Origin of the sequence: Nocardioides sp. Soil774, from assembly GCF_001428125.1 — a bacterium.
Lineage (GTDB): Bacteria > Actinomycetota > Actinomycetes > Propionibacteriales > Nocardioidaceae > Nocardioides.
On sequence record NZ_LMSM01000008.1, the window covers coordinates 464,268 to 485,267 of the forward strand.

24 protein-coding genes are annotated in these 21,000 nt (G+C 72.7%); 12 read left to right on the top strand and 12 right to left on the bottom strand.

Features of this window, described 5'->3' with window-relative positions; translation table 11 throughout:
• Window positions 1-56 precede the first annotated feature (56 nt).
• Window positions 57-623 carry a GNAT family N-acetyltransferase gene (locus ASG76_RS13500; protein WP_056604091.1) on the top strand — a complete coding sequence of 189 codons (567 nt, stop codon included), beginning with the start codon at window positions 57-59 and terminating at the stop codon, window positions 621-623.
• Window position 624: 1 nt separating this feature from the next.
• Here ASG76_RS13500 and ASG76_RS13505 read toward each other — a convergent pair whose 3' ends face one another.
• Window positions 625-1,302, bottom strand: coding sequence for an EcsC family protein (locus ASG76_RS13505; RefSeq protein ID WP_056604093.1), 678 nt, complete (start codon window positions 1,300-1,302; stop codon window positions 625-627).
• A 55-nt stretch (window positions 1,303-1,357) separates the two neighbouring features.
• Between ASG76_RS13505 and aat the strand changes: the two genes are divergently transcribed.
• The 3 genes from aat to ASG76_RS13520 all read left to right on the top strand — a co-directional run bounded on the left by aat (window position 1,358) and on the right by ASG76_RS13520 (window position 3,063).
• Window positions 1,358-2,044 (top strand): leucyl/phenylalanyl-tRNA--protein transferase, encoded by a 687-nt coding sequence (aat, locus tag ASG76_RS13510; protein ID WP_056604096.1) that lies wholly within the window; start codon window positions 1,358-1,360, stop codon window positions 2,042-2,044.
• A gap of 63 nt (window positions 2,045-2,107) precedes the next feature.
• Window positions 2,108-2,596 (top strand): hypothetical protein, encoded by a 489-nt coding sequence (locus ASG76_RS13515; protein WP_056604099.1) that lies wholly within the window; start codon window positions 2,108-2,110, stop codon window positions 2,594-2,596.
• Window positions 2,597-2,673: 77 nt separating this feature from the next.
• Complete coding sequence (locus tag ASG76_RS13520) at window positions 2,674-3,063, top strand: ClpX C4-type zinc finger protein (RefSeq protein ID WP_056604102.1); 390 nt, start codon at window positions 2,674-2,676, stop codon at window positions 3,061-3,063.
• 98 nt (window positions 3,064-3,161) lie between these two features.
• On the opposite strand, the gene ASG76_RS13525 is transcribed toward ASG76_RS13520, so the two are convergent.
• Window positions 3,162-4,043: an Fpg/Nei family DNA glycosylase gene (locus ASG76_RS13525; protein ID WP_056604105.1), complete on the bottom strand. Its 882-nt coding sequence runs from the start codon at window positions 4,041-4,043 to the stop codon at window positions 3,162-3,164.
• A 46-nt stretch (window positions 4,044-4,089) separates the two neighbouring features.
• Between ASG76_RS13525 and ASG76_RS13530 the strand changes: the two genes are divergently transcribed.
• The gene (locus ASG76_RS13530) at window positions 4,090-4,353 is read left to right on the top strand and encodes a hypothetical protein (protein ID WP_056604109.1); all 264 of its coding nucleotides are present in this window, start codon (window positions 4,090-4,092) and stop codon (window positions 4,351-4,353) included.
• A 193-nt stretch (window positions 4,354-4,546) separates the two neighbouring features.
• A complete protein-coding gene (locus tag ASG76_RS13535) occupies window positions 4,547-5,755 on the top strand; it encodes an ATP-binding protein (RefSeq protein WP_056604112.1) in 1,209 nt (402 codons plus the stop codon).
• Window positions 5,756-5,757: 2 nt separating this feature from the next.
• On the opposite strand, the gene ASG76_RS13540 is transcribed toward ASG76_RS13535, so the two are convergent.
• Complete coding sequence (locus ASG76_RS13540) at window positions 5,758-7,188, bottom strand: dihydrolipoyl dehydrogenase family protein (protein WP_056604115.1); 1,431 nt, start codon at window positions 7,186-7,188, stop codon at window positions 5,758-5,760.
• Between the two features lie 178 nt (window positions 7,189-7,366).
• On the opposite strand from ASG76_RS13540, the gene ASG76_RS13545 reads away from it, so the two are divergent.
• The gene (locus ASG76_RS13545) at window positions 7,367-8,353 is read left to right on the top strand and encodes a TerC/Alx family metal homeostasis membrane protein (protein WP_056604118.1); all 987 of its coding nucleotides are present in this window, start codon (window positions 7,367-7,369) and stop codon (window positions 8,351-8,353) included.
• Here the strand turns inward: ASG76_RS13545 and ASG76_RS13550 are convergent.
• Both ASG76_RS13550 and ASG76_RS13555 read right to left on the bottom strand, forming a co-directional pair.
• Window positions 8,340-8,963 carry a LysE family translocator gene (locus tag ASG76_RS13550; protein ID WP_056604121.1) on the bottom strand — a complete coding sequence of 208 codons (624 nt, stop codon included), beginning with the start codon at window positions 8,961-8,963 and terminating at the stop codon, window positions 8,340-8,342. The two genes, ASG76_RS13545 and ASG76_RS13550, sit on opposite strands and share 14 nt — an antisense overlap.
• A gap of 54 nt (window positions 8,964-9,017) precedes the next feature.
• Window positions 9,018-9,509 (bottom strand): hypothetical protein, encoded by a 492-nt coding sequence (locus ASG76_RS13555; protein ID WP_200948171.1) that lies wholly within the window; start codon window positions 9,507-9,509, stop codon window positions 9,018-9,020.
• Between the two features lie 290 nt (window positions 9,510-9,799).
• Here ASG76_RS13555 and ASG76_RS13560 point away from each other — a divergent pair, with 290 nt between their 5' ends.
• The 4 genes from ASG76_RS13560 to ASG76_RS13575 all read left to right on the top strand — a co-directional run bounded on the left by ASG76_RS13560 (window position 9,800) and on the right by ASG76_RS13575 (window position 12,532).
• Entirely contained in the window at window positions 9,800-10,249 is a 450-nt protein-coding gene (locus ASG76_RS13560) for a DUF2087 domain-containing protein (RefSeq protein ID WP_056604127.1), read from the top strand.
• Window positions 10,250-10,266: 17 nt separating this feature from the next.
• The gene (locus ASG76_RS13565) at window positions 10,267-10,611 is read left to right on the top strand and encodes a UBP-type zinc finger domain-containing protein (protein ID WP_056604130.1); all 345 of its coding nucleotides are present in this window, start codon (window positions 10,267-10,269) and stop codon (window positions 10,609-10,611) included.
• A gap of 55 nt (window positions 10,612-10,666) precedes the next feature.
• Window positions 10,667-11,488 carry a glycerophosphodiester phosphodiesterase family protein gene (locus tag ASG76_RS13570; protein WP_056604133.1) on the top strand — a complete coding sequence of 274 codons (822 nt, stop codon included), beginning with the start codon at window positions 10,667-10,669 and terminating at the stop codon, window positions 11,486-11,488.
• 114 nt (window positions 11,489-11,602) lie between these two features.
• A complete protein-coding gene (locus tag ASG76_RS13575; RefSeq protein ID WP_056604136.1) occupies window positions 11,603-12,532 on the top strand; it encodes a DUF5926 family protein in 930 nt (309 codons plus the stop codon).
• A gap of 200 nt (window positions 12,533-12,732) precedes the next feature.
• On the opposite strand, the gene ASG76_RS13580 is transcribed toward ASG76_RS13575, so the two are convergent.
• The 3 genes from ASG76_RS13580 to ASG76_RS13590 all read right to left on the bottom strand — a co-directional run bounded on the left by ASG76_RS13580 (window position 12,733) and on the right by ASG76_RS13590 (window position 14,863).
• Window positions 12,733-13,407, bottom strand: coding sequence for a response regulator (locus tag ASG76_RS13580; RefSeq protein WP_056604139.1), 675 nt, complete (start codon window positions 13,405-13,407; stop codon window positions 12,733-12,735).
• The gene (locus ASG76_RS13585; RefSeq protein WP_056604142.1) at window positions 13,404-14,477 is read right to left on the bottom strand and encodes a DUF4118 domain-containing protein; all 1,074 of its coding nucleotides are present in this window, start codon (window positions 14,475-14,477) and stop codon (window positions 13,404-13,406) included. Before ASG76_RS13585 ends, ASG76_RS13580 begins: the two co-directional genes overlap by 4 nt.
• Window positions 14,478-14,551: 74 nt before the next feature.
• Complete coding sequence (locus ASG76_RS13590; RefSeq protein ID WP_056604145.1) at window positions 14,552-14,863, bottom strand: hypothetical protein; 312 nt, start codon at window positions 14,861-14,863, stop codon at window positions 14,552-14,554.
• 165 nt (window positions 14,864-15,028) lie between these two features.
• Here ASG76_RS13590 and ASG76_RS13595 point away from each other — a divergent pair, with 165 nt between their 5' ends.
• Complete coding sequence (locus ASG76_RS13595) at window positions 15,029-16,984, top strand: hypothetical protein (protein WP_056604148.1); 1,956 nt, start codon at window positions 15,029-15,031, stop codon at window positions 16,982-16,984.
• Window positions 16,985-17,147: 163 nt separating this feature from the next.
• Here the strand turns inward: ASG76_RS13595 and ASG76_RS13600 are convergent, their stop codons facing one another.
• The 4 genes from ASG76_RS13600 to ASG76_RS13615 form a co-directional block, all read right to left on the bottom strand.
• Window positions 17,148-18,143 carry an adenylate/guanylate cyclase domain-containing protein gene (locus ASG76_RS13600; protein WP_235529602.1) on the bottom strand — a complete coding sequence of 332 codons (996 nt, stop codon included), beginning with the start codon at window positions 18,141-18,143 and terminating at the stop codon, window positions 17,148-17,150.
• 5 nt (window positions 18,144-18,148) lie between these two features.
• Window positions 18,149-18,523 carry a cyclic nucleotide-binding domain-containing protein gene (locus ASG76_RS13605; RefSeq protein WP_056604154.1) on the bottom strand — a complete coding sequence of 125 codons (375 nt, stop codon included), beginning with the start codon at window positions 18,521-18,523 and terminating at the stop codon, window positions 18,149-18,151.
• A 49-nt stretch (window positions 18,524-18,572) separates the two neighbouring features.
• The gene (locus ASG76_RS13610; RefSeq protein ID WP_056604157.1) at window positions 18,573-19,799 is read right to left on the bottom strand and encodes an arginine deiminase; all 1,227 of its coding nucleotides are present in this window, start codon (window positions 19,797-19,799) and stop codon (window positions 18,573-18,575) included.
• Between the two features lie 136 nt (window positions 19,800-19,935).
• On the bottom strand, window positions 19,936-20,886 hold the full coding sequence (locus ASG76_RS13615; protein WP_056604160.1) for a hypothetical protein: 951 nt from the start codon (window positions 20,884-20,886) through the stop codon (window positions 19,936-19,938).
• Window positions 20,887-21,000 lie beyond the last annotated feature (114 nt).

Genomic DNA, 21,000 nt, shown 5'->3' on the forward strand with positions numbered 1-21,000 from the left:
CGGGTCGGGGCGAAACCCACGCGCGAGGGCCACGCACGTCGTGCGAGCCTTCGCCCATGCGCCCCAGCCCCTGGCCCGTCCGGATCGACGACCTGCTCCTCCGCGACCCCGTCGAGGCCGACCTCGAGGCCCTCCTGTCGTTCCGCAACGACCCGGACGTCAACCACTTCATGGTCCGCACCCACGTCGACCCCGACGACCTGCGCCGCGAGGTGCTCGCAGTGCCCACCAGCCCGACGGAGTTCTCGTGCGTCGTCGAGCGCGACGGGCAGGTCGTGGCGATCGGCTTCCTCGACGTCGTCGACGGCCCCGGCCAACCGGGCGCCCCAGCCGGCACCGACGGGCTGATCGGCTACATCGTCGACCCGCGCCACGCGCGTCAGGGGATCGGGACGGCGACCGCCCGAGCCCTGCTGCAGGCCTGCTTCGAGGGCCTCGGCCTGCGCCGGGTCACCGCGGCGGCGTACGCCGACAACCCGGGGTCGGTGGGCGTGCTCGACGCGGCCGGGATGCGCCGGGAGCGGCTCGAGCGCCAGGCACTGTGGCACCACCAGCTCGGCTGGCTCGACGAGGTCGGCTACGCGCTGCTGGCCGAGGAGTGGGCGGCCCGCACCGAGGCGTGAGTCAGCGCCGGCGCGGCAGCAGCTCGCGGTCGGCGTAGCGGCCGACCTTCCAGGTCGCGAAGCCGTCGGCACCGGCGCCCACGACGCCGCCGACGATCGGCACGCGGCGCCCGACCGTGGTGGCCAGGCGCTTGCCGACCACGCGGGTGAAGATGTCGGAGGCGACGACCGCCGAGATCGTGCCGTCGAGCGTCGGGTCGTGCACGGGCGCGGTGGCCAGCGCCATCGGGGTGGCCGGCAGCTTCTTCTTCCTGACCATCTCGGTGACGCTCTCCTCGCCGAGCAGCAGCGCCAGGACGGCGTTGCGCACCCGCGGGTCGGTGAGGTCGTGGCCGCGCAGGTGCGCGATGCCGGCGACCATGCGGCACTGGATGATCGCGAGACCGGTGACGTTGGCCGGGATCGCGACCGCCATGGTCACCAGCCCGCCGACGTTGGTGGCGAAGCCCTGGGCGCCGGCGATGCGGACGTTGTTCTCGATGACCTCGTGGATCGCGCGCTCGACATTGCCGCGCTGCTCGGCGAGCTGCTTGTCGGCGGCCACCGCGGCAGGCGCCAGGGGGCCGATGCCGTCGATGGCGCGGTTGAGCGCCTCGCGGACGAACCCGGTGCTCAGCCCGGGGGTGAGCTCCTGGATCTTCGGCGCGAGCTGGCGCCCGACGGTCTGCTTCAAGCCCATGGCTCGATCGTACCGCCGGGCGCCACGCGACGGGTTGTTCGCTACCGTGCCGAGGGTGCCCCTCAGTCCTGCTCCGACGCCGTGGGCCTTCCCGCACCACGCCACGTGGGACCCCGACGACGACCTGGTCGCGCTCGGCGCCGACCTCGAGGCCGGCACGCTCGTCACCGCGTACAGCCTGGGGCTGTTCCCGATGCCGGTGACGCTCGACGGCGAGGAGCACCTCGGCTGGTTCTCGCCCGTGGAGCGCGGCGTGCTGCCGCTCGACGCGATGCGGGTCTCCCGCTCGCTGCGTCGCTCGGCACGCGACTTCGAGATCCGCATCGACACCTGCTTCGACGAGGTGGTCGCCCGGTGTGGCAGTCCCGAGCGCCCGGACGGGTGGATCACGGAGCCGTTCCAGCAGGCCTACGGCCGCCTGCACCGGCTCGGGTGGGCCCACTCGGTGGAGACGTGGCGCGACGGTCGGCTCGCCGGTGGGCTCTACGGCGTCAGCGTCGGCGGGCTCTTCGCGGGTGAGTCGATGTTCCACGACGAGCGCGACGCCTCCAAGGTCGCGCTGCTCGCCCTGGTCGACCTCCTGCGCGACGAGCACGCCGAGCACCGGCTGCTCGACGTGCAGTGGCAGACGCCCCACCTGGCCTCGCTCGGCGTCGTACGCCGTCCGCGCGGGGAGTACCTCGAGCGCCTCGGGCGTGCGCTGCGCCTGCCCCTGCCGGGTGCCTTCCAGGTGGACGATTGAGGCGCGGCCCGCAAGGGTAGGGACGGAGCGACGCACCCCGGCGTCGACGTCGAAGGGGAATCCATGCACATCCGCACCCGCCTCACCCTGACCAGCGCTGCCCTGCTGGTCGGAGCCGTCACCTCCGCCTGCGGGGGTGGCAGCGGCGCCCCGACGGACGCGAGCGAGAAGGAGTTCTGCGACACCCAGAGCAGCCTGTTCGCCGACCTCATGCCCGACGACATGGCGGACCCGCAGGTGCCGAGCGACGAGGACATGGCCAAGGCGGTCAAGGACTGGGGCAACGAGCTCGAGCAGGTCGGCACGCCCGAGGACATCCCCGACGACGCGCGCGCCGGCTTCGAGAGGGTCGTGGCGCAGGCCGACGAGATCGACGCCGCCGACTTCGACATCGACAAGCTCGAGGAGCTCGAGAAGGGTGGGGCGGACGCCTCGAAGGAGGCGCAGAAGCAGGCCCAGGCCTTCGCCGACTACCTCACCAAGACCTGCGGCAACCCGCTCGACGACCTCGAGATGCCGCAGATGCCGCAGATGCCGGACGCGACCGAGTGACCGCGCGACCGGGAGGATCCGGCGTACGCCGGTCGGCCCGCGGCGGGCCGGGTAGCATCGCCGCAGGAGGCGAGACCATGGCGATCACGCGTGAGGGCAGGATCTGCTCGTTCTGCGGTGCGAGCGGCGGGCCGGGGACCGACGTGCCCCTCATCGGCGGCCTCGGCGCCCAGATCTGCGCCGGCTGCATCGACGACTTCCACGCGATCTTGCACGACGAGCAGAAGCATGCCGCTGCGCGCCATGCCATGCCGTGGGAGTCGATGACCGACACCGAGCTGCTCGCATCGCTGCCGCAGATCCTCGCCTCGGCCGAGCAGAACCACGCCTTCGCGCACGAGTGGGTCGACCTGCTGCGCTCGCGCAACGTGTCGTGGGCCGAGATCGGGCGCACGCTCGGCGTCTCGCGCCAGGCTGCGTGGGAGCGGTTCTCCAAGAAGTCGGGCGACAAGAGCGCCACTGCGTGAGACGATCGGCTGCGCGTCAGGCTAGGCTTGACGCGACAGGTGCCGGTCGGACTACACGGGGGTGAGCCCGACCGGCACCTTCGTCATGTCTGCGCCCGCTACTTCAGCAGCCGCGACATCCGTCGGTCCGCGAGCGGCTTCCCGCCCGTCTGGCACGTCGGGCAGTACTGCAGGCTCGAGTCGGCGAACGACACCTCGCGCACCACGTCGCCGCACACCGGGCACTTCTCGCCGGTGCGGCCGTGGACGGCGAGGTTGCTCTTCTTCTCGCCCTTGAGCTCGCTGGCCGCCAGACCGCTCGAGCGGGCGACCGCGTCGCCCAGCGTGCCGCGGATGGCGTCGTACAACGTTCGGAGGTCGTCGTCCTCGAGGCTGTTGGCGGGCTTGAACGGCGACATCCGCGCGGCGTGCAGGATCTCGTCGGAGTAGGCGTTGCCGATGCCCGCGATGATCGACTGCATGCGCATGACGCCCTTGATCTGCTTGCGCCCCTCCGCGGCGAGGATGTCGCGCAGCACGTCCATGGTGAAGTCGTCGGAGAGCGGGTCGGGGCCGAGTCGGGCGATGCCCTCGACCTCCTGCGGGTCGCGCACGACGTAGATCGCGAGCCCCTTGCGGGTGCCGGCCTCGGTGATGTCGAGCCCCGGCTGGACCTCGAGGTCGGGGTCGTCGATCACCACCCGGGCCGCCAGCGGGTTCTTGCTGTTGGGCCGGGCCGGCAGCGCCGGCACCTCGTCGCGCCACCGGATCCAGCCGGCGCGGGCGAGATGGATCACGAGGTGCACGCCGCTGGCGTCGATGTCGAGGAACTTGCCGTGACGGCTCACCTCGTCGACCAGCGTGCCGTGCAGCGCGTGCAGCGGGGGGTCGAAGGTCTTGAGGGCGCTGAAGGCGGCCAGGTCGACGCGGCTGATCGCGCGACCGACGAGGCGGCCGCGCAGGTCCTGGACGAGGGCTTCGACCTCGGGGAGCTCGGGCACGAGCCTGAGTCTAGGCAGATCCTTGTGGGCGGGGTCACAATGGAACATGGCCCGGCAGCCCCTACCCCGCACCGGCGCGGTCTTCCTTGACCCGCGCGGCGAGGACCGCTCGCTGCGCGTGACCTGGCACCAGGAGTCGCAGCTGGTCGTGCTGTCGCTGTGGCGCGACAACGTCTGCGCCGGCACCTTCCGGCTCTCCGCCGACGAGGTGCCTGACCTGATCGCCCTGCTGCGGCGCGGGCTCGACGAGGCGTACGACGCGGCCCGCCAGCGGGTCGAGCGCGTCGAGCGGCCCGTCCAGGCGGGCTGACCCGGGGGGCCTCCTCCGGCCTCGTCGGCTCCCCGTTGGTTTCCCCGGATATCCGGGGAAGCTCGAGGTTCCAGTGCGAAGTTTCGGGGGTGAGGCTCCAGTTTCCCCGGATATCCGGGGATCGCGACGGCCGCGACTCGCGGAATATCCCGCGGTCTAAGGGCCTCGCTAGATTCCCCGATACCGTCTGATCGTGGACCCCATCCGGAACCCGTACGCTCCCGGCGCGGGCCAGCGCCCGCCCGAGCTCGCTGGTCGCGACGAGCAGCTCGCGGCCTTCGACGTCGTCCTCGAGCGCGTCGCCAAGGGGCGCCCCGAGCGCAGCCTGGTCCTGACCGGTCTGCGCGGCGTGGGCAAGACGGTGCTGCTCAACGCGCTGCGCGGCACGGCGGTGCGCAAGGGGTGGGGCACCGGAAAGCTCGAGGCGCGGCCCGGGCAGGGCCTGCGCCGACCGCTGAGCAGCGCGCTGCACCAGGCGGTGCGCGAGCTCGGGCACCGCGACGCCGACTCGGTCGACCACGTGCTGGGCGTGGTGAAGTCCTTCGCCCACCGCGACGCGGGCGCGAGCGCGAGGCTCAAGGACCAGTGGAGCCCCGGCATCGACGCCCCGGCCGTGCGTGGGCGCGCCGACTCCGGCGACATCGAGATCGACCTCGTCGAGCTGTTCACCGACCTGGGCGGGCTCGCGGCCGACGTCGGCAAGGGGGTCGGCATCTTCATCGACGAGATGCAGGACCTCGGCCCCGACGACATCTCGGCGCTGTGCGCGGCGTGCCACGAGCTCAGCCAGTCGGGCCTGCCGGTGATCGTGGTCGGCGCCGGCCTCCCGCACCTGCCTGCGGTGCTCAGCGCCAGCAAGTCCTACAGCGAGCGCCTCTTCCGCTACCAGCGCATCGACCGGCTCACCCGCGACGCCGCGGACCGCGCGCTCGAGGCGCCGGCCGCTGACGAGGACGCGGCCTACGAGCCCGACGCCCTCGCCGCGATGTACGACGCCACCGGCGGCTACCCCTACTTCATCCAGGCCTACGGCAAGGCCGTGTGGGACCTCGCCCCACGCTCGCCGATCACCGCCGCCGACGTCGCGGTCGCCGCGCCGGAGGCGGAGTCTGAGCTCGCGGTCGGCTTCTTCGGCTCGCGCTACGAGCGCGCCACGCCGGGGGAGCGCGACTACCTCATGGCGATGGCCGACGTGGCCGTCGCGCAGGCCGCGGCGGGCACCGACGTCGAGGGTGACGCGGTGCTCAGCTCCGACGTCGCGGCGGCACTGGGCAAGAAGCCGCAGTCACTGTCGCCGGCGCGCGACTCGCTGCTGAAGAAGGGGCTCGTCTACTCCGGCGAGCGCGGCCGGATCGCCTTCACCGTGCCCCACTTCGGCCGCTACCTGCGCGAGCGCGGCTGACCTCAGGCCGGCGGCGTCCGGAAGGAGCGCGGCAGCTCCTCCAGCAGCCGCAGCCACAGCTCGCTGGCGGTGGGGTACGACGCGACGGCGTGGCGCAGCACGTGCACCGGCACCCCGCCGACAATCGCCACGGTCGCGGCGTGCACCAGCTCGGCGGCCTCCGGGCCGACGAAGGTCGCGCCCAGCAGCAGCCGCGAGCCGGCGTCGACCACCAGCTGGGAGTCACCGGCGACGTGGTCGCGCAGCAGCGCGGCGCCTGACGCCGAGGAGGTCGCCACGCGCGTGGTCACGACGTCGTGCCCCGCCTCGCGGGCCTCGGCCTCGGTGAGGCCGACGCTGGCGACCTCGGGGTCGCTGAAGACGACCTGGGGCACGGGCGCCTCGCGGTCGGGCTCCCACGCCACCTCGCCGGTCGCCGCGGCGGCGATGCGGGCGCCGACCACGCGGGCCTGGTGCTTGCCCCAGTGGGTGAGCGGCGGACCGCCGCTGGCGTCGCCGACGACGTGGAGCCACTCCGGCAGCCTGCCCCCGGTGACGTCGTCGGGGGTGAGGTCGACCGACTCGAGGCCGAGGTCGTCGAGCCGCGGGGAGCGCCCGACCGACAGGAGCAGCTCGTCGCCCACGACCTCCCCGGCCGACGTGGTCAGGGTGACCGCCCCGCCGTGGACCTTGCCGGTGCCGGTCGCGGCGGGCGACTCACGGCGTACGTCGCTGACCTCGGCGCCGAGCAGGACCGTCACCCCCCGGGCCCGCAGGCCCTCGAGCACCGCCTGGCCGGCGAACGGCTCGGTGCGGCCGAGGAGGCGTCGGTCGCGCACCACCATCGTGACCCGAGAGCCGAGCGCCGACATCCACACGGCCGCCTCGCAGGCCACCACGCCACCGCCGACGACGACCAACCGGTCGGGCACCTCGACGACGCCGGTCGCGTCGCGCGAGCCCCACGGCAGGACGTCGGCGTACATCTCGGGCACCCTGGCCTCGCTGCCGGTCGCGATCACCACGGCGTGACGCGCGCGCACCACCACGTCGCCGTCGGAGGAGGAGACGCGCACCGTGCGCTCGCCGACGAGGCGGGCGTCGCCGCGCAGGACCGCGAGGCCGGCCCCCTCCGCCCACGTGACCTGTCCGGCGTCGTCGTAGTGCGAGACCCAGGTGTCGCGCCGCTCGAGCAGCGCCTTCGGCGCGACCCGTGCGGTGGAGACGCCGGGCAGGTCCGCGGTGGTGTCCGCGACGGCGATCGGGCGCAGCAGCGCCTTGCTGGGCATGCACGCCCAATAGCTGCACTCGCCGCCGAGCAGCTCGCGCTCGACGATCGCCGCGGTCATTGCGCGGCCGTCGACCTCGACGCCCTCGACGGCGTACTGCGCCGCGTTCTCCCCGGCCGGTCCGCCGCCGATGACGACGACGTCGTAGTCCCGTGTGCTCTCCATGACGCGACCCTACGTCGCGGTATTGACCGGTCTCTTGCTCGTTCAACTACACTTTGGCCCGAGGGGAGTACCCCACCCAACATCCGTCGGTCAGTACGGTGCCTCGACAGGCACCCCGGCGGAGGCCGCACCCGGTGCGGCGGGGGAGACCTCAGGAGACAAGATCCTGAGGAGACCCATGTCGTCCATCGCATCGCCCACCCTGTGGTTCATCACCATCGGCGTGGTGCTCGCCCTGCTCGTCGTCGACTTCATCGCCACGCGCCGCCCGCACGAGGTGTCGATGAAGGAGGCCATCGGCTGGTCGGCGTTCTACGTCGCGCTGCCGCTGGCGTTCGGCCTCTACGTCTGGAACGTCCACGGCGGCGACCGCGGGCTGGAGTACTACACCGGCTACCTCGTCGAGAAGACGCTGAGCGTCGACAACCTCTTCGTCTTCATGCTGCTGCTCGCGGCGTTCGCGGTGCCCGAGGTGCTCAAGCAGCGCGTGCTGCTCTACGGCATCGTCGGCGCGCTCGTGCTGCGCGGCATCTTCATCGCCCTCGGCGCGGCGGCGCTGTCCCGCTTCGACTGGGTCTTCCTCGTCTTCGGCCTGGTCCTGCTGCTCACCGGCGTGAAGCTGCTGCGCGACGCGGTCCGCGGCCAGGAGCACGAGGTCGAGGTCGCCGACATGCGCGTGGTCAAGGTGATGAAGCGCTTCATGCCCGTGAGCGACGACTACGACGGCGCGAAGCTGACCGTCGTCAAGAACGGCGCCCGCGCCCTGACGCCGTTCGCGCTGGTCACCGTCGCGGTCTTCGCCACCGACGTCGTCTTCGCGGTCGACTCGGTGCCGGCCGTCTACGGCATCACCGGCGACCCCTACCTCGTCTTCGTCACCAACGCCTTCGCGCTGCTCGGCCTGCGCGCGCTCTACTTCGTCCTCGAGGGCGCGCTCGGCGCGCTGGAGCACCTCAGCTACGGCCTCGCCGCGATCCTCGGCTTCATCGGCGCCAAGCTGGTGCTGCACTGGGCGCACCTGGTCTGGCCGTCGGTCCCCGACGTGCCCACGCTGATGTCGCTGTTCGTCATCGTCGGCATCCTGGCCGTGACCATCGCGACCAGCCTGGCGGCCAACAAGCGCAAGCGCAGCAAGGACGCCGCGGCGTCCCTCACTCCACGGTGAGCATGGTGGCGCCGAGCCCGATCATCATCGTGCCCCCGGTCGCGCTGAGCGCGTCGAGCCGTGTCGGTCGTCGGGCGAACCAGTCGCGCGCACTGCCGGCCGCCAGTGCCCAGGCGCCGTCGGAGGCGATGGCCATCGTGCCGAAGACCAGCCCCAGCAGCATCGTCTGGAGCGCGACCGATGCGGTCGGGTCGGCGAACTGGGGCAGGAAGGCGACGAAGAACACGATCGTCTTGGGGTTGGTGGCACCCACCGTGAAGCCGATCCGCACCGGGTGCCCGCGGCGTACGGGCGTCGCGGTGGCCATCGCCAGGCGCGCGTCGCTGCGGTGACGGATGGCCTGCACGCCCAGCCACACGACGTAGGCGGCACCGGCCATCTTCACCGCGGTGTACGCCGTCGCGCTGGCCGCGACGACCGCACCGAGCCCCACCGCGACCAGGGCCACCTGGGCGAGGAGACCGAGGCCGTTGCCCACCACCGAGAGCAGCGCCTCACGGCGCCCGACGGTCAGGGCCCGGCCGATCGTGAAGAGCAGGCTCGGCCCCGGCACCTGGATGAACAAGAACGAGGCGAGGAGGAACGCGGCCCACTGGCTCGACGACGGCATGGCCCCAGTGTGGGGCCGTGCCGTCGCCGGCGTCAGGGGAATTTCAGCGGGCGGTCAGCAGCCGCAGGTGTAGTAGGTGATGTCCCAGTGGCTGCTCTCGCGGGCGTAGATGTTGCCCGAGGCAGCGCGGTACATCGTGGCGCCGTCGCTGCGCACGCCGTAGTAGGCGTAGTGGCTGGTGATGTAGCTCGACACGCAGGTGGTGGGGCTGACGTCGACCTTGTAGCCGTTCCAGTGGCTGTAGGTGCCCGACGCGTGGCCGGTCTCGGTGCCGCCGGTGATGGTGATCGCGCAGCCGCTGATCGAGCGGAAGGTCTTGATGCCGCTGACGGTCTCCTGGTTGATCTGGTCGTAGGACGTGCAGGTCGAGGTGTAGCGGCTGGTGCAGCCGCCGCTGGAGACGCGGGTGATCCCGGAGGCCGAGAGCTGGCTGGCGGCCTGCGCGTCGGTCAGCTTGGTCACCGCCGAGGCGGGACTGACGAGGCCGGTGGTCACGACGAGCGCCGCGAGGAGGGTGAGCAGGAGACGGCGGACGGTGAGGTGCATGGGCATGACTCCGTGGTCGTGGCGAGACCCCCGATGGCCTCGTCGCTGGACCCACCTGAACCGATCGGCCCGCCGGCGGTCAACCCCCGCGGCATTTCCTTTGCCCTGGCGGTTGAGTCTCTGGGAGACTCAACGCCGAGGGCGCCGTCCAGCGCCCAGCCCGCGCGTCGGCCCCAGTCCGTGCGAGGTGGCGAAGGGGAGCAGATCCTCGGACGCAGACCTCCTGTCACATCATCGACGCCCGCTGCAGCGGCGTACTGGGGACGCAGCGCAGTCGAAGGTGATCGAGGATGACCAAGGACAAGGACTTCAAGCAGGTCGTGCGTGCGCGCATGGCCGGGACCGGCGAGACCTACACGGCGGCCCGGGCAGCGCTCGAGCAGGAGGCGTACGACGCCGCGCGGGCTGAGCAGCAGCGACTGGTGGGGCGGCTGTTCACCGACGGGCGCATCGAGCGGGTGCCGGCGAAGCGCAAGGTGCGCGCCGCAGTGCTGCTCGAGGTGGTGTCGCGCTTCGAGCCTGGCCGCGACTACTCCGAGAAGGAGGTCAACGAGGTGCTCCTCGGGGTGCACGAGGACTTCGCCTACCTGCGCCGCGAGCTGGTGAACTACCACTACCTCGAGCGTGAGGACGGGCGCTACCGCACCGCCCCGGCGGCCCCGCGGCGCTCGGCCCAGGAGCAGCAGGAGGTCCCCACGTGGGAGGCGCACTGGCTGCCGGGGTTCCTCGCCGGCCGCTGAGCGGGCACTCTGGGGTGATGACGACAGCAGGCATCGACCCCGAGGTGGCGCCGTCCGGTCCGGGCTGCGTGGAGTGCGAGGCGTCCGGGGGCTGGTGGGTGCACCTGCGCCGGTGCGCGCAGTGCGGCCACGTCGGGTGCTGCGACAGCAGTCCCGCCCAGCACGCGACCGCCCACTTCGAGGTGACCGGGCACCCGGTGATGCAGAGCTTCGAGCCGGGCGAGGACTGGTTCTGGGACTTCGCCCGCTCGGTCGGTGTCGCGGGTCCCCGTCTGGCCGACCCGCAGAGCCGGCCCGAGGACCAGCCCGTGCCGGGGCCGGCGGGCCGGGTGCCCGACGACTGGCGCGACCACGTGCACTGACCCCGACCGGGACGGCCTGCACCTCGCGCCCCGCCCGACGTGCCATGCTCGCTCCATGCGTCGTACGCCGCGCATCCGCCGCGCCCGAGAGCCCCGCACCCGACCGCAGGTGGTCGCGCACCGAGGGAGCAGCCACGAGGCGGCGGAGCACACGCTCGCGGCCTACGTGAAGGCCCTCGACGAGGGCGCGGAGGCGCTGGAGTGCGACGTCCGGTTGACCGCCGACGGCCACCTCGTGTGCGTCCACGACCGCGACCTGAGGCGTACGGCGTCCACCGTCGGGCTGGTGTCGACGATGAACCTCGCCGAGCTCGACGAGCTCGACTTCGCCTCGTGGAAGAGCCCGTGGTCCGACCTCGACGACGAGGCACCGGAGCGCGACCCGGCCGACGGCAAGGTGCTGACCCTGCGCAAGCTGCTCGAGACGGTCGCCGACTACGACCGCCACGTCGAGCTCGCGATCGAGACCAAGCACCCCACCCGCTACGGCGGCCTGGTCGAGCGTCGCCTGGTGGACGCGCTCGGCGACTTCGGGTGGGACGGTGCCGGCTCCCCGGCGCGGGTGATGAGCTTCTCGCTGAACGCCGTCAGCCGGGTGCGCCGGCTGGCGCCGGAGCTCGACGTCGTGATGCTCGTCGAGAAGGCACACCACTGGCCCGTGCTGCGCCCGGTCGTCGGCGACGACTGGATCATCGGCCCCGGCATCGACGAGCTGCGCGCCCACCCGGGGCTCGGGCGGCACCTGGTCAGGGAGGGTCGAGAGATCCACGTGTGGACGGTCAACACCGCCGAGGACCTCGAGCTCTGCCTCGACCTGGGCGTGACGGCCGTGATCAGCGACAGGCCGGGCTACATGCTGGAGCTGCTCGACGCCTAGGCGTGCTCGCTGGTCTCGACGCGCCGTCGCGACCTCGCGAGCTCGGTCGCGGGCTTGCTCGACCCCCTCACCCACGCCGTCCGCTCGTCCCTCGCTGACGACTAGGGTTCGGGCATGGCCAAGAAGTCGCGCAACCGCACCCCGTCCGCCCCCGCCGCCGGCGAGGTCGGCCCCCGCCAGCCGTGCCCCTGCGGCTCGGGCAAGCGCTACAAGGCCTGCCACGGCGCGGCCGGCGGCGCGGCCCCGACCTTCGTGGCCCGTCCCTTCGAGGGCATGCCCAGCGAGTGCGACGTCATCGCCCTGCGCGAGCTGGTGCCCGCCGCGACCGCTCCGCTCACGCTCGAGGAGGGTGGGCGCACGGTCCGTCTCGCCACCCTCCTGCCGGGTGCGGCGCCGGCGATGGTGCGCGACTCCGGCGACATCTGGCTCGGCCTCCAGGTGCAGCACTCCTACGGCAACCCCGCGCGCGACCTCGGCGCGGTCCTCGAGCTCGCCCTTGCGACCGAGGAGCCGGGCATCGTGGGACTCATGAGCGCTCCCGGTGACGGGCCCTCCCTGCAGGACCTCATCAGCGACACCTCGCTCGACATCACCGTCCACGAGGGCTTCGACTACTGGATCGACGACATCCCCGACCGCGACGCGAGCATGGAGGCGGCGCTCGAGCAGGCCAACGCCGGCGTCATGCCGACCACGCGGCTCACCTCGGTCGAGGCGGCGTACTGGACCGACGTCAGCACCAAGGAGCACCTGCGCTGGGTCATGCCGCACCCCGAGGACCAGCTCCTCGACGCGCTCGCGCGTCTCCACGCGGCGGGCCAGGACTCGGTCGCCGAGGGGTCGCGCTTCGTCGGGATGTTCCGCGCCCACGGGCTGCTCGCCCCGGTGTGGGACCTGCCCCTCGGCACCGGTGCCGAGGTGCTCGAGGAGCCGGCCGCCCGCTTCGCCGCCGACCTCGAGCAGGCCCTGGGTGGTGGCGAGCTGACCGCGGCCGAGCGCTCGGCCCGCGCCGGCCTCGCCAACCGCCAGGTCACCATCCGCTGAGGGCGGGGCCTGAGGGACGATTCCACCCGGGGTCCACCCGGGCCCCACCCCGCTCCACGGCTTGGACACGGGTTGAACACAACCGGGCCAACGGTTGTGCGGGCGCTCTGCGCGGGAGTAGATTTGTCCTTGCCCGGTCGTTGTTGTTTCCCCCGTCAACAACGACCGGGCTTTCACGTCTCCGGGCGCCGGGATCGCCGCTACGGCTCGAAGCGGTAGCCCATCCCCGGCTCGGTCCGCAGGTGCCGCGGGCGCGATGGCTCGGCCTCGAGCTTGCGCCGCAGCTGGGCGATGTAGAGCCTCAGGTTGCCCTGCGCGTTCTCGTAGCCTGGCCCCCACACCTGGTCGAGGATCTGGCGCTGGCTGATCAGCTTGCCGGGGTGGCGCACGAGGAGCTCGAGCAGCCGCCACTCGGTCGGGGTCAGGCGCACCTCCGCGCCACGGACCGTCACCCGCGTGGCGGCCAGGTCGACGCAGGCCTCGCCGAACTCCACCCGCGGCTGCTCGCCCTCGGGGGCGTTGCGCCGCAGCATGGCGCGCAGGCGCGCGAGCAGCTCGTCCATCCCGAAGGGCTTCGTCACGTAGTCGTCGGCGCCGGCGTCGAAGGCGTCGACCTTGTCGATGCTGTCCGCACGCCCCGAGAGCACGAGGATGGGGACGCTCGACCAGCCGCGCAGGCCGGTGATCACGTCGACGCCGTCCAGGTCGGGCAGCCCGAGGTCGAGGATGACGAGGTCGGGCACCCGCGCGGCGGCCTCCTCCAGCGCCTCCGTGCCGTCGCTGGCCGTGGCCACCTCGTAGCCCCTCGCCCGCAGGTGGATGGCGAGGGCTCGGACGATCTGGGGCTCGTCGTCCACGACGAGGATGCGACTCACGGCGACACCGGCTCCCCGGCGCGGGCGGCCGCGACGCCCGGGAGGTCGATGACCACGGTGAGCCCGCCCCCGACGGTGTCCGTGAGCTCGATGGTGCCGCCCATGGCCTCGACGAGGCCGCGGGACAGGGCGAGGCCGAGCCCGAGCCCCGTGGGCGTCGTGTCGCCCAGGCGCTGGAACGGGACGAAGACGCGCTCACGGTCGGCGGCGGCGATGCCGGGTCCGTGGTCGACCACCTGCACGACCACGCGGTCCTGCTTTCCGCCGGCGCGCACGACGGGCGGATCGACGGCGAACCGCTGGGCGTTGGCGACGACGTTGACCAGCACCCGCTCCAGCAGTCCGGGGTCCGCGACGACCTCCGGCAGGTGGTCGGGGAGGTCGACCAGGACCCTGCGGCGTCGGACGACGATGTCCTCGAGCGCAGACGCCACGACGTCCTCCAGCGGGAACGGTCGGGTGCGCACCGGCATGGCGCCCGCTTGCAGCCTGCTGAGGTCCAACAGGTTGTCGACCAGCGCTGCGAGCGTGTCGAGCGCCTCGTCAGCCGTGGCCAGGAGCTCGTCGCGGTCGGCGCGGTCGATCACCACGTCGGGGGACCGGAGTCCCGAGACCACCGCCTTCGCGGTCGCGAGGGGGGTGCGCAGGTCGTGGCCCACGGCGACGAGCAGCGCCGTACGCAGCTTGTTGCCCGCCTCGAGCTCGGCCGCCTGGCGTACGGCGGACGCTCGGCGGGCGGCGAGGTCGACGACCCAGCCGACCATGACCGAGATGGCCGCGAAGACCAGGACCGCGACGACGTCGGTGTCCTGCTGGACACGGAAGGTGTGGAACGGCTCGGTGAAGAAGAAGTTGAGCAGCCCCGCGCTCAGCGCGCTGGCGAGCAGGGCCGGCCCCAGGCCACCGACCAGGGCGCTGCCGACGACCAGGAGCATGAACAGCAGGGCGTCACTGGCCAGGCCGAGGTGCTCGCGCACCGGCACGAGCACCGCCACCAGCGCTGCCGCCCCGATGACGGCGAGCGCGTAGCCGGCGAGACGGCGCCGCTCGCTGAGGCTGCCGCGGACCATCGCTCCTCCTGACGCATCGCCGCCCGCGGATCGCGGGGTCCTCATTGTGCCCCCGGGAGCGAGCGTGGTGCCGGTCACCTCCGCTCCCGCCGTGCCGCCACGCCGGCGGCGACCAGCACGAAGACGCCCAGGCGCACCGCGTCCCACGGTGCCAGGGTCAGCTCGCCCGCGGTGTTGACGGCGAAGCCCGTGGCGAGGGCCCAGCCCGTGAGGCCCAGGAGCAGGGCGCGGGTGGCGTCGAGGAAGTGCGCCAGCACGGTCGTCGCGACGAGCAGGAGCGCGACGCCGTCGAACCCCGCCGGTCCGACGGCGGCCAGGAGCAGCAGCGTCGCTGCGCCCAGGCCGCACCGGACCTCGACCTCGTCGGTCACCGCACCGTGTTCCATGGCTCCGAGTCAAGCGCGCATGCAGGGCCCACCGGGGAGTCCTGACGCGATCCTGACGCGCTGGAGCCGATCGCTTGCAGCACTCAGGCGGCCGAGCGGACCGAGGCCGTTATGGCTGCGTTAGGCCGCCCCGGTACGGGCCCCCGGCGGGGTTTGATCGAAGGCGTGAGCACAGACGTGATCCCGGCCGAGCCGCGGGCAGAACGCTTCAGGGAGTGGTTGTTCGAGCGCCCCGAGACCACGGAGCGCCATGCTGGACCGCACGCGAGCGCGGCGGCCGGGGACGCCCCCCAGCCGTGGTGGAGGGTCATGTGCCTCACGGGGGTCGACTACTTCTCCACCCTCGGCTACCAGCCCGGCATCGCGTTCCTGGCAGCCGGGCTGCTGAGCCCGTTGGCGACGATCATCCTGGTGCTGCTCACGCTGTTCGGCGCGCTGCCGGTCTACCGTCGGGTCGCGGCCGAGAGCCCGCACGGCCAGGGCTCGATCGCGATGCTCGAGCGTCTCCTGCCCTTCTGGCGCGGCAAGCTGTTCGTGCTGGGACTGCTGGGCTTCGCCCTCACCGACTTCATCATCACCATCACGCTGTCGGCCGCGGACGCCAGCGCGCACGTGGTGGAGAACCCGCACGTGCCCGCCTTCCTCGTCGGGCAGGAGCTGTGGATCACCCTCGGCCTCATCGCCCTGCTCGGGGCGGTCTTCCTCAAGGGCTTCACCGAGGCGATCGGGGTGGCCGTCGTCCTCGTGGTGGTCTACCTGGCGCTCAACGCGGTCGTGATCGGGGTGGCCGCCGCCCACGTCGCGCAGGACGCCCGCGTCGTCACCGACTGGACCTCCGCCCTGACCACCCAGCACGGCGACGTGGTGATGATGGTCGCGATCTCGCTGACCCTCTTCCCCAAGCTGGCCCTGGGCATGTCGGGCTTCGAGACCGGGGTGGCCGTGATGAGCCACGTCCGCGGGGAGCCGACCGACGAACCGGCGCGCCCCGAGGGCAGGATCCGGCACACGCAGCAGATGCTCACCACCGCCGCCTGCATCATGAGCTGCTACCTCATCGCCTCCAGCCTGGTCACGACGCTGCTCATCCCGGCCGCGGAGTTCGAGAAGGGCGGCGCTGCCAACGGGCGGGCGCTGGCCTACCTGGCCCACCGCTACCTCGGCAACACCTTCGGCACGGCGTACGACGTCTCGACGATCCTCATCCTCTGGTTCGCCGGCGCCTCCGCGATGGCGGGGATGCTCAACCTGATCCCGCGCTACCTGCCGCGCTACGGGATGTCACCGGAGTGGGCCGGGGCCGTGCGCCCGCTGGTGCTCGTGCTGACCGCCACCGCGTTCCTGATCACGTGGGTCTTCGACGCCGACGTCGACGCCCAGGGCGGCGCCTACGCCACCGGCGTGCTGGTGCTGATGACGTCGGCCGCGGTCGCCGTCACGCTGGCCGCCCGGCGCGCCGGGCAGCGACGGCGTACGTGGGGCTTCGCCGCGATCACGCTCGTGCTCGTCTACACGACCCTGGACAACGTGCGCGAACGACCGGACGGCGTGAAGATCGGCGCCTGCTTCATCGCCGCCATCATCGGGGTGTCCGTGCTCTCGCGCCTGGCGCGGGCGCTGGAGCTGCGGACCACCGAGATCACCTACGACGGCACGGCGGAGGCCTTCCTGCGCGACTGCGCGCGCCGCTCGATCCGGCTCGTCGCCCACGAGCCCGGTGCGCGCGACCTGGACGAGTACGAGCAGAAGGTGCGCCAGGTCACCGATGACCACGAGCTCCCCAACGCGGGCGACATCATCTTCGTCGAGGTCACGATCGGCGACTACTCCGACTTCGAGAGCCGCATCGACGTGCGGGGCGAGGTGCTGCACGACCACTACCGCGTGCTCACCGTCACCGGGTCGTCGGTCCCCAACACGCTGGCGTCGCTGCTGCTCGACATCCGTGACCGCACGGGCGTGCGCCCCCACATCTACTTCGAGTGGACCGAGGGCAACCCCCTGCCCAACCTGCTCCGGTTCCTCTTCTTCGGGGTGGGCGAGGTGGCACCCGTCACCCGCGAGGTGGTGCGCCGTGCCGAGCCCCAGCGGCGCCGTCGGCCGCACATCCACGCCGGGTGAGCCCTGTGCTCGACCCGGGGGGCGGCCCGAGTGCCCGCCATCATGAGCACTCGGGCCTCGGCTCAGGGGCAGTCATGGCTGCCTGTCGAGCCTGCACCGCCAGTACCCCCGCATGCCGATCGCATGCCCGCGACCCGACATCGTCCGCTCCGGGCTCGCGCGATCAGTCGCGGCTCCGCCGCACCCGCCACGCCTCGAGGTGCTTGAAACCCTTCGCCGGCACCCGCCGCACGCGGCGCCACCGCCACTCCTGCTCCGGGGCGTCCGGGGCGTCCGGTGCGTCCGGGTCCGCCTCGTCGGCGCCGGTGAGCGCCTCGTGGACGCCGGCGTCGACCAGCACGGTGCCCGGTCGGGCGGCCGAGGTCAGGCGCGAGGCCGCGTTGACCGTCGAGCCGAACACGTCCCCGAGACGGCGTACGACGGCTCCGTGGGCGATGCCGACGCGCACCGCCGGGAAGGGGTCGTCGGGGTCGTCCCCGCGGGCGGTCAGCGCGAGGGCGAGCGCCACCGCGTTGGCAGGGTCGGGGACGGTGAAGAGCACCTCGTCACCGATGGTCTTGATCACCTGGCCGCCGTGGTCGACGACGAGCGTGGTGGTGTCCTGCTCGAAGCGGTCGACCCACTCGACGAGCTCCGCCCCGTCGAGGCTCCGGCTCTGCGTGGTGTAGCCCACGATGTCGACGAAGCAGACGGACATGTGGGTCTCGGTGCTGCTGAGCGTCGCGGCGTCCTCCAGCAGGTGCTGCGAGGCGCTGGCCAGGTGTCGTCGCCAGACGTAGGACTGGAGCGCCTCGACGCGCGGGAGGACGTCGCTGGCCAGGTCGGTCAGCGCGCGGCTCGGGTCGGCGCCCTCGACAGCGGCGCCGGCAAGCAGGGTGGTCTGCCACTCGGCCAGCCGGGCGAAGCTGCGACCCCACGTGCGCACCAGCGCCGCCTGCGACTCGGGCGGCAGGATGCCCATCTCGACCAGGTCGACGGTCGTGCGCAGCGCCTCGACGTCGCTCTCCGCGAAGGCCACGTCGTCGTCGGTGTGGTGCGGGAAGCCGAGCTGGTGCCACAGCATCACCGCGAGGTCGAGCGGGACGCCGGCGCGCTCGGCCACCTCGACCCGGGTGAGGCTGGGCTCCTGCCCGAGCAGGAACGCGTCGAGCGCGCCCACCGCGATCAGTCGCCCGTGACGCGCCCGGCCGCTGCGGCGCGGAGGGCGGCGCCGAAGGCCGGGACCTCGTCGGCGAGCTGCTCGATCTTCTCGCTGGTGAAGTGCACGACCCGGAGCGGGGTCAGTGCCACCACCGTCGCCGAGCGCAGGGTGCGGTTGACGATCGCGGTCTCCCCGACGACCGCGCCGGGTCCGAGGGTGGCGATCTCGACGCCTCCCTTGCGCACCGACACCTCGCCCTCGGTGATCAGGTAGGCCTTGTCGGCCGGGGTGCTCTCCGCGATGGGCGACCAGCCCTGGGGGAGCCGCAGCGCGCTGCCGCCGGCCAGGACGCGCTCGACGTCGGCTGGGTCCAGGGCATCCAGGATGGAGTCAGTCATGCCCGGTCAACGAGCCACCGGGCCGAACGTGATGCCCGTCGTCGCACGATCAGTCGGCCCGCAACGGCTCGCGCGAGACCGGGCAGCTCATGCAGCGCGGTCCGCCGCGGCCCGAGCCCAGCTCGGACCCGGCGATGCGGACGACCTCGATGCCGGCGTCCTCGAGCCGGTCGTTGGTCTCGTCGTTGCGCTCGTAGGCCACGGCCACGCGCGGCGCGAGCGCCAGCGTGTTGTTGCCGTCGTCCCACTGCTCGCGCTCCGCGGTGACCGGGTCGAGGCCGGTGTCGATCTGGTGCAGCGTGTCGATCTGCATCGCCTTGGCCGCGGCCACGAGGAACGGCTCGGACTCGCTGACGTCGAGCGTGAGGTCGGACTCGCCCGAGCCGGGGTCGGCCAGGGTGACGGTCACCGCGCGCAGGGTGTCGGCGACGTTGGGATACATCACGACCTTGTCGACGTCGACCATCGTGCACACGGTGTCGAGGTGCATCGTCGCGCGCTCCTGCGCGATCGGCACGGCCAGCACGGTGTGGGCGAGGTCGGCGTGGAAGACCTGGCGGGCGAGGCGCTCCACGCCGGCGGGCGTCGTACGCTCACCGACGCCGACGGCGATGACACCGGGGGCCAGCAGCAGGACGTCGCCGCCCTCGACGTGCTCGTTGTGCCAGCCGTGGATCTTGCGGGTGCCGGCGAAGCGCGGGTGCTCGGTGTAGATCAGCTCGGTCAGCTGCGTCTCGCGCTTGCGCGCGGGCATCGCGAGGCTGGTGACGGCGACCCGGTCGCGCACCCACACGCTGGAGTCGCGGGTGAAGAGCAGGTTGGGCAGCGGGTCGACGAGGAAGTCGTGGGGGTCGAGCAGGCTGGTGACCAGCCCGTGGCCGCCGCGGACCTCGTCGTTGCGGATGCCGGCGGTGAGCACGTCGGTCAGCTCGGCCGGGGCGAGGTCGCGCAGCGCCTGCGCGAGGTAGCGCCGCATGGTGTCGCCGAGGTGCAGCCCCGACAGCGCGCTGGTGATCGCGTGGTTGCGGGCGAGCTCGCTGTCGAGGGTCTCGGTGAGCAGCTCGGTGAGGTAGAGCACCTCGACGCCGCGGTTGCGCAGCGTCTCGGCGAAGGCGTCGTGCTCCTCCTGCGCCCGGCTGACCCACGGGATGCCGTCGAAGAGCAGCCGGTCGTTGTTGCGGGGCGTGAGCCGCTTGAGCTCGTTGCCGGGGCGGTGGAGCATGACGGTGGCCAGCCGGCCGACCTCGCTGTCGGCGCCGTGGGGAGAGGTGACCATGGCCCGGACTCTAGTGCCGGTCGGTGCGGCCGGGCGAGCGGCCGGGGTGCTCGCCGATGTGCAGCCACGGGCACGCACGTGCGGCGGACGTGGCCCCGCGTTGCCGATCGGGAGGGGCCATGTCCGCCGCACGTGCTCACGCGGCGTTGGCGTGACCCGGGAAGTGGGCACGCCAGGCGTCACTCAGACGGAGCGGTGTGCCGGGCAGTCCGCGAGCGAGCAGGACCCGGTGGACGCGGGCGAGCGTCTCGGCGGGCTTGGCGAAGATCCCCGAGCTGATCACCGGCAGCAGGCGCCAGCCGTCGTCGTCGCTCGCGTCGCGTCGCTCGAGGTCGGCCTCCCAGGCCTCGGGCGTCAGCACGTGGACCTTGCCGTTGAACTCGACCGCCACCTTGACCGCCGGATAGGCGAGGTCGTACTTGCGGAGCACCTCGCCGTCCGCGTCGCGCACCTCGAGGTTGACGACCGGCTCGGGAAGCCCCGCGAGGACCACCAGCATCCGCAGTCGCGTCTCCATCGGTGAGTCCACCTTCGCCCGGACGTACGCCGCTGCCTGCGCGGCCGCTCGCGCAGCCGGGTGCGACACCTCGGCGCACCACCGCACCAGGGCCGCCTGGCTCACCAGCCCCCGTCGCACCATCGCGTCGCCCAGCACGACGAGGTCGACCAGGCTCAGGAGTGACGCCATCTCCACGAACAGCATCCACGGCTCCGACACCCGTACGCCCTGGACCACCCGGGTGGTCACCTGCCGTCCGGTGCGCGATCCCGCCCGACCGCCGACGTGGACCTTCACCCCCTGGTGCCGGCGGCGCTGGCCCGCCCTCGGGACGCTCACGTGCTCCCACCCGATGGTCGGGATCGGCAGGTCGTAGACGCGAGCCGCAGTGGCGTGGCTCGCCCAGGCCACACCGGCGTACGGCAGCAGGGCCGCTCGCGCCCGGACGAGCGGGGTCACCACCGTGGCGGCTGCGACGTACGTGCCGGGCAGCACCGTGCGGAAGCCCGGTCCGCGCAGCTGTTTGGGCGTGATGCCCGCGGTGATCGCCGCCTGGCGCCGGAACGGCTGGTGCAGGTCGAGGTCCATCCCGTGATCGTGCCGCCGTCGGCCGGCGTCCTGCGCCGGTCATCCACAGCCCCCGCCGCAGGTGCGGCGGTCGTGGCCCTCCGTCGCGCGCTCCGAGGGCCAGTTCCGCCGCAC

Bases quoted from the DNA above. Each gene is read 5' to 3' on its own strand.
- ASG76_RS13530 (WP_056604109.1), top strand. From the start codon at position 4,090: ATGGCCCGGCAGCCCCTACCCCGCACCGGCGCGGTCTTCCTTGACCCG.
- ASG76_RS13500 (WP_056604091.1), top strand. From the start codon at position 57: ATGCGCCCCAGCCCCTGGCCCGTCCGGATCGACGACCTGCTCCTCCGC.
- ASG76_RS13610 (WP_056604157.1), bottom strand. From the start codon at position 19,799: ATGGTCACCTCTCCCCACGGCGCCGACAGCGAGGTCGGCCGGCTGGCC.
- ASG76_RS13540 (WP_056604115.1), bottom strand. From the start codon at position 7,188: ATGGAGAGCACACGGGACTACGACGTCGTCGTCATCGGCGGCGGACCG.
- ASG76_RS13605 (WP_056604154.1), bottom strand. From the start codon at position 18,523: ATGACTGACTCCATCCTGGATGCCCTGGACCCAGCCGACGTCGAGCGC.
- ASG76_RS13545 (WP_056604118.1), top strand. From the start codon at position 7,367: ATGTCGTCCATCGCATCGCCCACCCTGTGGTTCATCACCATCGGCGTG.
- ASG76_RS13515 (WP_056604099.1), top strand. From the start codon at position 2,108: ATGCACATCCGCACCCGCCTCACCCTGACCAGCGCTGCCCTGCTGGTC.
- ASG76_RS13565 (WP_056604130.1), top strand. From the start codon at position 10,267: ATGACGACAGCAGGCATCGACCCCGAGGTGGCGCCGTCCGGTCCGGGC.
- ASG76_RS13615 (WP_056604160.1), bottom strand. From the start codon at position 20,886: ATGGACCTCGACCTGCACCAGCCGTTCCGGCGCCAGGCGGCGATCACC.
- ASG76_RS13505 (WP_056604093.1), bottom strand. From the start codon at position 1,302: ATGGGCTTGAAGCAGACCGTCGGGCGCCAGCTCGCGCCGAAGATCCAG.
- ASG76_RS13560 (WP_056604127.1), top strand. From the start codon at position 9,800: ATGACCAAGGACAAGGACTTCAAGCAGGTCGTGCGTGCGCGCATGGCC.
- ASG76_RS13570 (WP_056604133.1), top strand. From the start codon at position 10,667: ATGCGTCGTACGCCGCGCATCCGCCGCGCCCGAGAGCCCCGCACCCGA.
- ASG76_RS13590 (WP_056604145.1), bottom strand. From the start codon at position 14,863: ATGGAACACGGTGCGGTGACCGACGAGGTCGAGGTCCGGTGCGGCCTG.
- ASG76_RS13555 (WP_200948171.1), bottom strand. From the start codon at position 9,509: ATGCACCTCACCGTCCGCCGTCTCCTGCTCACCCTCCTCGCGGCGCTC.
- ASG76_RS13585 (WP_056604142.1), bottom strand. From the start codon at position 14,477: ATGGTCCGCGGCAGCCTCAGCGAGCGGCGCCGTCTCGCCGGCTACGCG.
- ASG76_RS13520 (WP_056604102.1), top strand. From the start codon at position 2,674: ATGGCGATCACGCGTGAGGGCAGGATCTGCTCGTTCTGCGGTGCGAGC.
- ASG76_RS13550 (WP_056604121.1), bottom strand. From the start codon at position 8,963: ATGCCGTCGTCGAGCCAGTGGGCCGCGTTCCTCCTCGCCTCGTTCTTG.
- ASG76_RS13575 (WP_056604136.1), top strand. From the start codon at position 11,603: ATGGCCAAGAAGTCGCGCAACCGCACCCCGTCCGCCCCCGCCGCCGGC.